Annotated in this window: 11 protein-coding genes; all 11 read right to left on the reverse strand. The window is 57.7% G+C overall.

Annotation, left to right across the window (positions count from 1 at the left end; translation table 11 throughout):
* Positions 1 to 2 precede the first annotated feature (2 nt).
* Entirely contained in the window at positions 3 to 749 is a 747-nt protein-coding gene (locus AC5S27_RS23715) for a cytochrome c oxidase subunit 3 (protein ID WP_493937033.1), read from the reverse strand.
* A complete protein-coding gene (ctaD, locus tag AC5S27_RS23720) occupies positions 739 to 2400 on the reverse strand; it encodes a cytochrome c oxidase subunit I (RefSeq protein ID WP_493937034.1) in 1662 nt (553 codons plus the stop codon). The genes AC5S27_RS23715 and ctaD overlap by 11 nt, the downstream gene beginning before the upstream one ends.
* Positions 2397 to 3452 (reverse strand): cytochrome c oxidase subunit II, encoded by a 1056-nt coding sequence (gene coxB, locus AC5S27_RS23725; protein WP_493937035.1) that lies wholly within the window; start codon positions 3450 to 3452, stop codon positions 2397 to 2399. Before coxB ends, ctaD begins: the two co-directional genes overlap by 4 nt.
* A 6-nt stretch (positions 3453 to 3458) precedes the next feature.
* A complete protein-coding gene (locus tag AC5S27_RS23730; RefSeq protein ID WP_493937036.1) occupies positions 3459 to 4346 on the reverse strand; it encodes an SCO family protein in 888 nt (295 codons plus the stop codon).
* Positions 4347 to 4765: 419 nt separating this feature from the next.
* On the reverse strand, positions 4766 to 5365 hold the full coding sequence (locus AC5S27_RS23735) for a hypothetical protein (protein WP_493937037.1): 600 nt from the start codon (positions 5363 to 5365) through the stop codon (positions 4766 to 4768).
* Entirely contained in the window at positions 5352 to 6632 is a 1281-nt protein-coding gene (locus AC5S27_RS23740; protein WP_493937038.1) for a hypothetical protein, read from the reverse strand. The genes AC5S27_RS23735 and AC5S27_RS23740 overlap by 14 nt, the downstream gene beginning before the upstream one ends.
* 17 nt (positions 6633 to 6649) lie before the next feature.
* On the reverse strand, positions 6650 to 7474 hold the full coding sequence (locus AC5S27_RS23745; protein WP_493937039.1) for a c-type cytochrome: 825 nt from the start codon (positions 7472 to 7474) through the stop codon (positions 6650 to 6652).
* Positions 7474 to 8019: a DUF3341 domain-containing protein gene (locus tag AC5S27_RS23750; protein ID WP_493937040.1), complete on the reverse strand. Its 546-nt coding sequence runs from the start codon at positions 8017 to 8019 to the stop codon at positions 7474 to 7476. Before AC5S27_RS23750 ends, AC5S27_RS23745 begins: the two co-directional genes overlap by 1 nt.
* Positions 8019 to 9443, reverse strand: a complete 1425-nt coding sequence (gene nrfD, locus AC5S27_RS23755; RefSeq protein WP_493937041.1) for an NrfD/PsrC family molybdoenzyme membrane anchor subunit — start codon at positions 9441 to 9443, stop codon at positions 8019 to 8021. Before nrfD ends, AC5S27_RS23750 begins: the two co-directional genes overlap by 1 nt.
* A 15-nt stretch (positions 9444 to 9458) precedes the next feature.
* Complete coding sequence (locus AC5S27_RS23760) at positions 9459 to 12590, reverse strand: TAT-variant-translocated molybdopterin oxidoreductase (protein ID WP_493937042.1); 3132 nt, start codon at positions 12588 to 12590, stop codon at positions 9459 to 9461.
* Positions 12587 to 13450 (reverse strand): cytochrome c3 family protein, encoded by an 864-nt coding sequence (locus AC5S27_RS23765; RefSeq protein ID WP_493937043.1) that lies wholly within the window; start codon positions 13448 to 13450, stop codon positions 12587 to 12589. Before AC5S27_RS23765 ends, AC5S27_RS23760 begins: the two co-directional genes overlap by 4 nt.
* Positions 13451 to 13545: the final 95 nt, after the last annotated feature.

Here is a 13545-nt window from a genome sequence, read left to right on the forward strand (position 1 = left end):
ATTTAGTGCCGGCTGATCAGATACAGCAGCGGGAACAGGAAGATCCAAACAATATCGACAAAGTGCCAGTACAGGCCAAAATTCTCCACGAACGCAATATGGCCGTCCATGTACCCGCCCCGGATCGCCTTCACCAGCATGCCCGCCAGCAGCACGATGCCAATGATCATATGCACCGCGTGCATTCCGGTCATGGCAAAGTACAGCGAGAAGTAGACTTCCGTCTTTGCTGCCATATCTGGAGCCAGCGGCTTTTCGCCACCCTTGAGCGCTTCCGCATCGGGATGGACAAAGCCAGCTGGGCTGAAGCTGTGCCCCTCGAAAGCATGCCCAGGAATATGGTCCTTCACATACTTTTCGTGATACTCGTCCGCCTTGATGCCAAGGAATCCGAACCCGAGAACCAGCGTGAGTGCCAGCGACAGGATCAAGCCATTCTTTCGTTTGGTCTCCGCGCACCACACACCCATTGCCATCGTAAGGCTGGAGCTGATCAGGACGAGGGTATTGATGCTGCCTTCGACGATGTTCAGCGTATGCGAAGCCGCCACAAACGCCGGGTAGTACCAGTTCCGGTAGATCAGGTAGGCAGTAAACAGCCCACCGAAAAACATGATTTCCGTCAGCAGGAACAACCACATGCCAAAGCTGGTCGTCTCGTTTTGCTGCTCCATTGAGACAAAATGGTGCCGCTGATACGGAGGATGTTCATGCTCGTGCTCTAGAACCGCGGTGTGGCTATCCGACATGCGTTACCTCACGTTCTTTCTGGCGCTCCAGCCACTCGTAGTCATACACGTCCTGCGTCACAACCGGAATGGTCGTGAAGTTTTCGGTCAGAGGTGGTGATTGAATCTGCCACTCAAGCCCCGTAGCCTGCCACGGATTGCTACCCGCAATCTGGCCATACTTGAGAGACCAGACCAGGTAGATCATTGGCAGCAGGTAACCCACGCCAAGAATCGTTGCACCCGCCGTGGAGAAGACATTCAGCACCTGGAACTCCTGCGGATACGCCGCATACCGGCGCGGCATGCCCAGCATTCCCACCAAAAACTGCGGGAAGAAAGTCAGGTTAAAGCCGATAAAGGTTACGACCGCAGCGAGCTGAGAGATCTTTTCGGGGTACATCCGGCCCGTCATCTTCGGCCACCAGAAGTGGATGCCCGAGAGGAAAGCCATCAGCATGCCGCCCACCATCACAAAGTGGAAGTGAGCCACGATGAAGTAGGTTTCGGTGAGGTGAATATCGGTACCCGCCGAGCCCAGAAACACACCCGTCAGTCCGCCGATCGTGAACAAGCCCATGAAACCGAACGCATACAGCATCGGCGTTTCAAAGGTGATCGAGCCCTTGTACAGCGTGAAGGCCCAGTTGAAGATCTTAATTGCCGAAGGTACAGCAACCAGCATCGTCAGCAGCGAGAACACCAGTACCGCGTAGTTCGACACACCCATGATGAACATGTGATGTGCCCACACGAAGAAGCCGAAGACCGCAATCGCCATCGAAGAGAAGGCGACCGCCGTGTACCCGAAAATCCGCTTGCGCGCGAAAGTCGAGATCACTTCGGAAATCACACCGAATCCCGGCAAAATCATGATGTACACAGCTGGATGCGAGTAGAACCAGAACAAGTGCTGGAAGAGAATCGGATCGCCGCCCTTGGTCGGGTCAAATACTCCGATCCCAATGGTGCGCTCGAGTACGACGAGGACAAGAGTGATCGCCAACACCGGCGTACCCAGGACCATCAGCACCGAAGCTGCATAGTTGGCCCAGACGAACAGCGGCAGCTTAAACCACGTCATGCCTGGTGCGCGCATGCGATGCACGGTAACGATGAAGTTCAGCCCTGTGAAGATCGAGCTGAATCCGGCAATAAAGATGGCCAGCCCAGTCGTGATCACGTTCGTATTCGAGAAGTGCGTCGACATCGGAGTTGTAAAGGTCCAGCCCGTGTCCACACCACCCGTGATCATTGCCGCGAGCGTCATCGTTCCGCCAGCGAGGTACAGGTACCAGCTCAGCAGATTGATCTTCGGGAACGCCAGATCCTTCGCACCGATCATGATCGGCATCAGGAAGTTTCCCAGCGTTGCCGGCACCGAAGGCACGAGGAACAGGAAGATCATCACCACACCATGCATGGTGAAAATCTTGTTGTACGTGTCCGCCGCCATCAGGTCCGACTGCGGGGTCAGCAGTTCGAGCCGAATCAGTCCAGCCAGAGCACCACCGATGAAGAAGAAAAACGTGATTGAGATCAGGTACAGGATCGCAATCCGCTTGTGATCGCCCGTCAGCAGCCAGCTTAAAATGCCGTTTTCGTTGGTCAGATAATTGCGCTTCGGTACCCGCGCCGTCGACTGATCCGGAAGACTCAAAATTGTGCTCATGGCTTTGCCGCTCCCTTTGCACCAGATGTCTTGTCGGGTTGTTCCGGCAGCAGTTCACTGGTGTTCAACGTCTGCTGCACCCGGTAATTCGAGTTGAGGTTTTTGATGTATTCCACGAGGGAAATCAGTCCCTCTTCGCTTACCTGGCCCTGATACGTCGGCATGATCGGTGCATAGCCCTGGGTGATGTGTGCCGAAGGATTGAGAATTGCCTGCCGCAGATAGGCCTCATCCACCAGTACCGGCTGTCCGGTCGTCAAGGTCAGCTTCGAACCGTACACATTTGCAAGACTCGGCCCGCGTGAATCCGGCTGCCCATTGTGGCACGCATTGCAGCTCAGGCTGGCAAACAGCCTCTCACCATTCTGCGCCAGCGAAACACCGCTGGTCGACTGCGCCAGCCACTTCTTGTAATCCTCGGCGGTCAGCACGACAATGTCGCCAATCATCCCCGAGTGCTGCGTTCCGCAATACTGCGTGCAAAAGAGGTGATATGTTCCCGGCGTTGTCGCGTTGAACCAGACCGTTGTATAGCGTCCCGGAATGGCCTCGCGCTTCACGCGGAAAGCCGGGATAGAGAAGCTGTGAAAGACATCCTGCGAGATCAGCGTTAACTGGATGGGCTGGTTGATGGGCACATGCAGAGAATTGATCTCATGCTGTCCGCCCGGATGCTCCGCCTTCCACATCCACTGCTTGCCGACCACGTAGATGTTCATGGCATTTGGCGGAGGCGTGTAGATGCGGAAGTACAGCACCGAGCCCCAAACAAACATCACCAGGAACAGGCCCAGCGGAATGATCGTCCACGTCGCTTCGAGCAGCGTCGAGCCCTCGATCTGCGTCGCGACAGGGTTCTTCTCCTTGCGATACAGGATCGAGAAGGCGGTCACCAGCAGACCGACCAGCACCAGGCCGACCAGGCTCACCAGCGTCATGAACACCAGCAACGCATCCACCTGCGGCGCCATCGTCGACGCCTCCGGTGGGATGATCGCGAAGTTGACCATCCACTTAACTAAAAATTGCCACAGTACTGGACTCAATCCCATAATCCGTTATCCGTTCACCTTTGCTCCGGCCGCATGCGGCCCGGTCACAGGAATCTTGGCTTGCCGTGCGTCCCGGCGAAACATCAAAAGCATGAATCCGCCCAGGCCCAAGACCATCAATCCGCCACCCAGTTGCACCACCCGCGCCACGATCAAGCTGTGCGTATTCGTCTGCGGGTCATAGTGATAGCAGTACGTCAAAATGTTGTCGACCGGCGACCCGATCTTATTGGACGAGGCCTCCACCAGCCCCAGCCGCAAATCCTTGGGCGAATACTCCACGCCCATGTAGTACTGCGCAAGCTTACCCTGAGGTGTCACAATCTGGATGGAACTCGCGTGCGCAAACTGGTTGAGCTTGCCGTCCGGTCCCGGAATCTTCACGTACCCAAACCCGACGGTCTTCGTCAGCGCATCGATCTCCGGCTGCTTGCCTGTAAGAAAGTGCCAGCCGCCCTCGGTTTCCGGCTGCCCGTAGCGCTTCAGATAACCTCGCTTCTTAGCCGCTGCCAGATCCGGCCCTTCCGTCGGATCGATGCTGACCACAATGACATCGAAATCCTTGCCGGGAGTCAGCTTGACCATCCGCAGCGCTGCAGTCAGCCCGTTCAGTTCCTCAGAACAAAGCATCGGGCACTGGTAGTACACAAGTGCCAGAATTGCCGGATGCTTTCCGAAGTAGCTGCCCAACTGGACGGTCTTACCCGCTTCATCCACAAACGAGAGATTCAAGGGCAGCTGCGCGTCCAGATGCTGCGCAATGCCCACTTTGTCGAGAATCGCAGGCGGACGGTCATTCGCCGGACCAGTCTGCTTATCCCCAGGCGCCGAAACCTGCGCAACTCCCGAGACAGCGGAGACACATAGCGCGACAGCCGCAGCCGCTCCTGCCATCCAGCTCCTTCCCCGAATTGTGCACAAGTTCATCATTTCTTATCTCATTCCCAACTGCTTCACCTGTTCGTCGGAGAACTTTTTCAGAATCAGTGTCCACGCAAGGGAACCGGCGATTCCGAGGATGATCTCCAAAAGCTTCAACTGACCTTGCCCCTACTTCTCAAGCCTACCGATGTTTTGACTACAACTGCAGCCTTGTCCTTCGCTCTACTTGATCCGGCGAAAATGACCATCCCTCGCTGAGCCCGTTTATCTCGATACCCAATTCTCAGATGGCCTCTTTTTCAGCCGCTTCCTGCTCAATGGCTGCCCGGCCATGGTTTCTACCAGACTGCCCAACAACTCGGCGATGATCTGAAAGAAAGCTGCGATCATCTCGACCATGGCAACTCCTCGCCGTGCAGAACGACAATCAGCTACTCAGGCTTTACCACCTCAGCCTTAGCCTTCAACTCCTGCTCATACCCGGTCCGGGCAAATCCATCCGTCAGCGGAGCCTTCACCACCGGCAACTCAGCCTCAGCCAACGGCTTCTCCGCTGCATCCGTTCCAGTGGGCGCAACCGGCAAACCACGCTGTGCGATCAGTTCCATCGCCCTGTCGATCGGAATGCGCACCGAACCCGCACCCTTGTCGACGTAGCTGTAGTTCTCAAGCAGCAAATCTTCCTTGTCGTGCATGTCGGAGATTTCCTGGTACCCGTCATCCGTCTGCAGCCGCGGAGTAGGGAAGCGCTGCGTGAGCTGCCCAAACTGTTTCTGCAGATCCGGGCTGGTCGCAAGGTTCCCAAGTCCCTTCACGTCCACCGGATGATTCCACTTCGTCGCCGGTCCATCGGCTTTCCCGAGCTGCGTATTGATCACCTTGCCGATGCCGACGCAGAGCACCGCCGTCACCACGACAAAGATACCCAGCGCCGTGAGAAACACGATAATCCCCGATACCTTGACGTCAGTCCCTTCGTATCCAAGGGAGGTATCGACCTTCACATTCTTGTCAGGCTCATGCGTGTGCATGTTCAGGCTCCAGAATCTCCGCCAGATGCGGGTCGTTGGTCTGCACCAGCGGACGAGATTTCAACTGCGTGGCATAGAACGCTACCCAGAGCGCAGTCATCGCCACCGGCACGGCAACATACTCAAGAATTCCCCAGCTGAAGTGCAGGTTGCGCGCCGCATCGGGGAAGTTCGGCTCTACCAGCCAGAACAAATCGAAGGCCTTGGCGAAGATCATCCATTGGCAGATGCGCATCAGCCGCTTCTTGTTCTGCTTGATGTCCTTCGACAGCAACAGGGAGAAGGGAATCAGCCAGTGGAACATGAAGTCCAGTGTGCAGATAATGCCCCAGTGCCCGTTGATGCGGTTCATGTACCACGGAATCTCTTCCGGCAGATTGCCCGACCAGATGATCAGGAACTGCGCGAACGCGAGGTACATATTCAGCATGACGAAAGCAAAAGTAAACTTACCGAGATCGTACTGTTCCGTCACTCGAAGAATCGTCTTGATCGGCTCAGCCTTCGACAGCGACAGCGTCGTCAGAATGGCCAGAGCCAGTACCGAGTATCCCTGACCGACCAGGAACAACAGACCGTAGACCGACGAGTACCAGGTCACGTCCATGCTCATCACCCAGTAGATGACAGCAGCAGTCATGGTGAGCGAGTAGACGAGGATTCCGAAACCGGAAAGGTTCTCGAACTTCTTGATCCAGTAAGGTGTGTTCGCCAGCGTATCCTGCTCACGCTTCAGGCTCAGCGTGTTCAACCGCCATGCATAGAAGCCCCAGATCGCAAAGCAGACCAGGCCGACGCCCCACATCGCGCCGACGTTGAGCATGCCATGCTTCCACTCGATTGCATTCGCCTGTCCTTCAGTCAGGCCGCCCTTGAGTGCTGAAATCTTGTCGCTGAACTTAGCCCAAAGATAAAGCTTCTTCGGCATCAGGGCTGCGAACACCACCCAGTAGACAAACACCAGCGGCATCGTCCGGCTCATCGCCTCGAGAGGACGGCGAAGCAGCAGGCCCCACTTTCCGCCTGAAATGTACTGCACCATCAGCAGCGTCATGCCGCCGCAGCAGAAGCCGAAGGTGAGCATCAATCCGACAACCCAGGCGCGGTAAACATGATCCAGGCCAAGCGGCCCGTCAAGGAACGCAAGGACAACCGCCACCACTGCGAACAGAACGGCGACCATCAGAGCCCGTGCTCGCCATGCGCCGACAAATGCCGGGGCCGACAGGTCAGCGGGAAGAACTTTAGCGTGAGGAGCGTGTGCCATCGGTATCTCTCGGCTCCTTAATTCCCCGCCTTCGGCGCAGGCGCCGCAGCGGTAGTCGGTTTAGCGGAAGTCGGTGCTCCCGAATGCGGAATGAAAACCTTCGGATCAGCCGGATAGGCTGGAGCCATGCCTGGTGTGCCCTGCTTCGTGTCGGCTGGATACGCTTCGATCGCTGTGCTCGGCAACTCCCACGGTTGATCGGCGCCGGCAGCGTAGCCCTTCGACTCCGCGATGTCCTTCAACAAGCCGATCTTGGTGCCTGACGGAACATCCTTCTCCGTAGCGTTCTGGCTCAACTGAAGTGCGCGGATATAAGCCGCCACTGCCCAGCGCTCTTCGGGGGTCAACTGCGCCGAGTAGTCGGGCATCGCGCCGTAGCCATGCGTCATCACGTAGAAGTAGTGGCTCAGAGGCTGTGCCCGGCGCACCTGGTCGTTCAGGTTTCCGGCCGGCTTGTAGCCGCGCTGCACAATCGCGCCCAATCCATTGCCCACACGCGAGTGGCAGGGCGTGCAATAGATATTGAACCGCTCCTGGCCCTTCTGCAGGACCGTCATGGTAGCTGGGAAGGGAAGTTCGTCCTTCTCTTCGCGATAACCGTTCGCGCCCTGCACCACGCCGGTGTAGAAATAGCTGTCTTCCTTCAGACTGCCGCGAGCTACGGTATTTTCGATCACTGGCCGCGAGGAGCGATGGTCGGCAAAGAACTCCGTACCCCGCTGCGGAATAAACTTCGGCTGGTTATGCATATCCTGCCGGCAACCCGCCACAAACATTGCGCCGGCAGACAGCAGCAATGCAGCTGTCGTCTTCACCCGGTTGGTATTGAAGAGGCTTCGCATTAGTACTCCACCTCCACCACTGAAACCGGGGAAAAGCTCTCAAGATAAGCCCGGGTTTCCGTCACATCGAACTTCGGATCCAGCGCCTCGAGGCACAGGAAAAACTTGTCGTCCGAAGCTCCGTTGCGGAAATTCGGAGCGTTAAACAACGGGTGATACATGCTCGGCAATCCATTCATCGCAATCATTCCAAAAGCCGCCGATAGACCCGCGAAGAGAATCGTCCATTCATACGCCGGGATAATGAACGCCGGCCACGAATACGTCGGGCGGCCGCCAATGTTCAGCGGATAGGCCAGCGTTGAGATCCACGTTTCCAGCGAAAACATTGCGCACAATCCCATCAGTCCGCCGATCACCGTCACCAGCGGAACCTTGTTCTTGTGAAAACCAATCGCTTCCGCCGCCTCTTCCACCGGATAGGGTGTGTAGCAGTCCAGGCGCCGCCAACCGTCGCCGTAGGCAGCCTGCGCTGCCCGGACCAGGTCGGAGGGCGTATCGAATTCGGCAATTATGCCGTAAGTTCCTTCAACGGCTACTGGCATCAGTCACCTGCCCCGGCTGCCGTCTCGGTCTTCGGAGTAATCTTCGCCGAAGGCAGCATCATCTTGATTTCGTTCATGGGAATCATCGGAAGGAAGCGCACAAAGAGCAGGAAGAGCGCCGTAAACAATCCGAAAGTTCCCACGTAGGTTGCGTAATCCCACTTCGTCGCACGGTAGGTGCCCCACGAAGAAGGAAGGAAGTCGCGGTAGAGGCTGGTCACAACGATGACGAACCGCTCAAACCACATACCTGTGTTGACGATCAGGCTCATCACGAACATGAAGGTCATATTCGTACGCCACTTGCGAACCCACAGCGTCGTCAGCGGAATCGCGATGTTGCAAGCGATCAGCATCCAGTACGACCAGCCCATCGGCCCGAACATGCGGTTCCACATCATGAAGAATTCCCAGTGCGAGGCCGAGTACCAAGCCATGAAGACTTCCATGCCGTACCCGTAAGCCACGATCAGACCGGTGGTCAACATGACCTTGCCCATGTTGTCCATGTGGCGGTCAGTGACCAGGTGCTCCAGGTGGTAGAACTTCCGCAGCGGAATTGCCAGCGTCAGCACCATCGCAAAGCCTGAGTACACGGCGCCTGCCACGAAGTAGGGCGGGAAGATCGTCGTATGCCAGCCCGGCAGTACCGCCACCGCGAAGTCGAAGCTGATGACCGTGTGCACCGAGAGCACCAGCGGCGTCGCCAGACCGGCCAGCAGCAGGGAAGCAGTCTCATACCGCATCCAGTGCCGCACCGAACCGCGCCATCCCAGCGAAACCATGCCGTAGATGTACTGGGCAAACTTGCCCTTGGCCCGGTCACGCATCGTGCCGAAGTCAGGAATCAGACCCACGTACCAGAAGACGATGGAAATGGTCGCGTACGTTGACACCGCGAACACGTCCCAAAGCAGCGGCGAGCGGAACTGCGGCCAGACGTTCATCGTGTTCGGCAGCGGGAACAGCCAGTAAGCCAGCCACGGACGGCCAACGTGGATCAGCGGGAACAACCCGGCGCAGACCACGGCGAAGATGGTCATCGCCTCGGCGAACCGGTTGATTGAGTTACGCCACGTCTGCTTGAACAGCAGCAGAATCGCCGAGATCAGCGTGCCGGCATGGCCGATACCGATCCACCAGACGAAGTTGATGATGGCGAATCCCCATGCCACCGGCTGCGTAATAGCCCAGATACCAGTGCCTTTGAGGAACAGCCAGGTCACCGCCACCAGCACCAGTGTCGCTACTGCTCCGCCCACGCTGAAGATGGCAAACCAGCCCAGCGAAGTCTTGGGGGTCAGCACGATGTCCGCAATCTTCGCGGTCACCGACTTGAACGTCTGCCCGACTCCGACTACCCGGTATTCTCCGGTAAGCGGATCGAGCTTCGGATCCTCGATTTTGTAATCCCTAGTCGCCATCGCTAATTCAGCCTCTTAACCCTTCGCCGCAAACTCGTGCGGAGTTTCGGCCAGTTCGGGGTTGGGATTCAGAACCGCGGCGACATACTGTGTCCGCGGACGTGTATTCAAATCTGCCAGCACTGAGTAGGTCCGCTCATTCGCATGCAGCTTCGCCACCTTGCTGTTCTTGTCATTCAGGTTGCCGAACGTGATTGCTCCCGCCGGGCAGGCCTGCTGGCAAGCCGTGACCACTTCGCCGTCGCGGATCCCGCGGTTTTCCTTGTCCGCATCGATCTTCGCTTCGGCAATGCGCTGCACGCAGTAGCTGCACTTTTCCATCACGCCGCGCGAACGAACCGAAACATCCGGGTTCCGCATCAGCTTCAGGCTCTCCGTTTCAAAATCCGAGAACAGCAGGAAGTTGAAGCGGCGAACTTTATATGGGCAGTTGTTCGAGCAGTAACGGGTGCCAACGCAGCGGTTGTACACCATCGTATTGATGCCTTCCGGCGTATGTACCGTCGCGCCCACCGGGCAAACCTGTTCGCACGGAGCGTTTTCGCAGTGCTGGCAGGCCATCGGCTGGAAGTGCGCCCGCGGTGCAGCCAGGTCGCCTTCAAAGTAGGTGTCGATCCTCAGCCACTGCATGTTGCGGCCGATCCGAACCTGCTGCTTGCCGACTACGGCAATGTTGTTCTCCGCATAGCAGCCCACGATGCATGCATTGCAGCCCGTGCAGCTATTCAGATCGATCGACATACCCCAGGCATTGCCCTGGCTGTAATCCCAGTTCGGGAACAGTGTCGTGTCGTACTCATCCTTCGGATGCTCTTCGCCTTCGTTCGCGAAGCCCGGATGCGCCTTGAACTCTTCCAGCGTCGCCGAGCGGATAATCCCGCGCGTCTCAGCTTCGTTGCCTTCGAGCGAGTTGTTGCCGTTCCCGTGGTTCTTGCCGCCGAAGAAGTCGCCGCGCTTGTCCTGGTAGTGGCTCTTGGTGATCGCCAGTCCCCAGATGCCATCGACCTTCTTGATCGCGCCCGTCGTAACAAACGGAGCATCGGAAGTCCGGATCGCGTAAGCATTGAAGCCCGCGCCCGAACCCACACGCCCAGCAGACTCACGGCCATAACCCAGGTGAATCGTAGCCGAATTATCCGGATGGCCCGGAGCCACGATCACCGGCGCCTTTACCTTGTACGAACCCACCGTGATCTCGACAATGTCCTGCTCAGCTAGTCCCAGCTTGGTCAGCGTCGCACCCGAAACGATCGCCGCGTTGTCCCACGCCAGATTCGTTACCGGCTTCGGCAACTCCTGCAGCCAGCCCACATTCGAGTACCGGCCGTCATAGATATTCGGATCGGGACGGAAGATGATTTCAAATCCATCGACTGGAGCCGAAACCGCAGTGCTCGTGACCTTGCCGTCGCCAGCTTCTTCCGGCGTGCCCTCAATCCAGCCAGCGTGCAAAGCCTTGCGCCAGCCCAGCTCGAAGTCACCCTTGAAGGCAGACTTCCAGGTGGTCCGAACAGCCTCGTAGGCAGACAGAGTAGGCTCATCCAGCATCGCCTGAATCAAATCGTGTGCCGAGTGTCCGCCATACAGTGGCTCAATCAGCGGCTGAATGATCGAAACAGTCCCGTCATACGCCCGTGCATCCGACCATGATTCAAGATAATGCGCCGCCGGCAGATGCCAGGTAGTAATGGCGCCGGTCTCATCCGCATGGGACGCGAGGTGAACGGAAACCTTGGCCTTGGTGATCGCATCCTTGAATCCGAGATCGACCGGCGTGTCATACACCGGGTTCGAATTCAGCATGATCAGCCAGTCAACCTTGCCGGCATTCAGATCGGCAACCAGTCCCTTGAGATCGGCAATCTGGTCTGAACCAGCCTTGCCGCGCTCGGTGACTGTCTTGCCTGTATTGCCCAGCGCCTGGTTGATCGCCATAGCAGTCGCAGCCACAGTCGGATCCTGATACAGACCCGGCAGCACCGCGCTCTTGCCCGCATTCGCCTTCAAGTCCTTGGCCAGCGCCTGCAGGAACTTTGTCTGCTCAGCGGTCCAGCTATACGAAGGAGCCGAAACGCCGCTCGCCCCCACCGCAGCAGCCAAAGCCGCTGCAAACGCAGGAATCTCGCTCGCCCGCAGGCCCAGCCGGTGATCCGCCTTATAACCAGTCGTGCTGGGCGTGCTCTCGATCACATACAGCCGGTTCATGCCCTTCGCCGGATCCTTGCGCCGCGCCGTAAACTCCCGTGTCAGCTTATGGAACCCGGGATAGGAAGCACCCGAGAGGAAATCAGCATCCAGCGAAACCACAACATCGGCTTCAGCCAGATCAAATTTTGGATTGAAGCCCTTGGCGAAAGCCGTTCCCGCCAGCGCCGGATCGTACTGCACCAGCTTTGCCTTCGGGAAAGCCTTCTGCGCTTCAGCCCACTGCCGCTGCAGCGTCGGAGAAGTGAAGCTGGTGCTCAGGAAGTAAATCCCCTCGCCACCATTCGCCTTGCCCGCATTCAGCCGGTCACGATACGCCGAAAGGAACTCGACATACTCAGTCGCCACACCCTGATTCGTCGGATGCTGCGAACGGTCCGGATCATACAGATCCAGCAGCGTTGCCTGCGTGAATACATCCGAAGAGCCCAGATTGTAAGCGTGGTCAGGATTGCCATCGACCTTGATCGGCCGGTACGCGTCGGACTTTACCAACAGCGGCACGCCGCCCGTCGGGAAGGGATGCGCTGTGGCGAAATAATTGCTCTTGCCGAGCACCAGGTCTTCCGGCTGCTTGACGTAAGGATAGATCGGCTCATCCGGCTGCTTCGTACAACCCGCCAGACCCGCCAGCGCCATCGAAGCCGACATCAACTTCAGGAACCCGCGCCTTGAAACAGGATCGACCCACTCCGCCGCAGCATCCGGAAATTCCTTGGCAACCGCAGCCTCAAACTCCGGCGTCCCCGCCAGCTCATCAATCGACCGCCAGTAGCGCTTGCCCTTCTTACCCTCAAGCTGCTTCCGAACATCGGCCAACGTCATTTCCGGAGCCTTAGGGTAGGCCGGGGTTTCAACCCCGGCACCAACGACACCGGACTCAACCGGGGCTTTAGCCCCTGAGGTATGCTTCATCATTCCATTCCCAAATTCGCTGCTCATCGGTGGCACACCTCGCAGCTGGAAAGCTCATTCGGCTTGCGAATCTTGTAATGATCGATCAGATAGTTGCCCAGCGCGCGCTGGCTCGTGAACTTCGTATAGCTCGCCGGAACAGGCACTGAAGAGGTAGTCCCTTCCATTTGAGGGCGCATCCCCGGCAGCTTCAGACTACCCAGGTCGAGCGAAGCCACTTCTGTCTTGCCCGGCTCCTTCGTCTGGCAGTCGACAATCTGAGCCGTAGGCTTGCCGCTCTTCTCGTCGTTCACGGAGCACCACACCGGCTTCTCCGGCGTCGGGCCTTCCCATGCCATGTTGTACGCCTGGCTTACCGGCCGCAGATTCTTCGCCGGGTCACGATGGCAGTTCAGACACCACTCCATCTGCAGCGTGTTCTGCTGATACATCAGCGGCATCTGGTCCACGCGGCCATGACAGCTCGCGCAACCCAGACCCTTGTTCACATGGATGGAGTGATTGAAATAGACATAATCCGGAAGGTCGTGAACTTTGGTCCAGACAATGGACTCATTGGTCGCCCAGCTCTTGCGGACCGGCTCCAGCAGCGCTGCGTTGGTCCAGATCTGCGCGTGACAGTTGATACAAGTCTTCGTCGGCGGAATACCCGCGTAGCTCGACTTCTCAACGGAGACGTGACAGTACTGGCATTGCAAGCCTAGGCCCTGCACGTGATGCTTATGACTGAACGGTACCGGCTGGTCCGGCCGCTGACCCTGCCGGGTCACCCACGGGGAACGCTGCAACTGGTCCAGCGTTACGCCCAGGGCGATCACGATCAGTCCCGTCAGGACCAGGCTCATTCTCGCCAGCGAGTTCGAGCTGCGGTCAAAAATCTGCGCCATGAATGCTTCCCTGCTTCCGGTTATCAGTGCTGCTCATCTCAAAGTCTCTATGGAGATTCCGAGCAGCCCAGGTTCGCGACAAGAAATGTCCTGAT

The sequence above is a fragment of the Acidicapsa borealis genome (genome assembly GCF_059115245.1).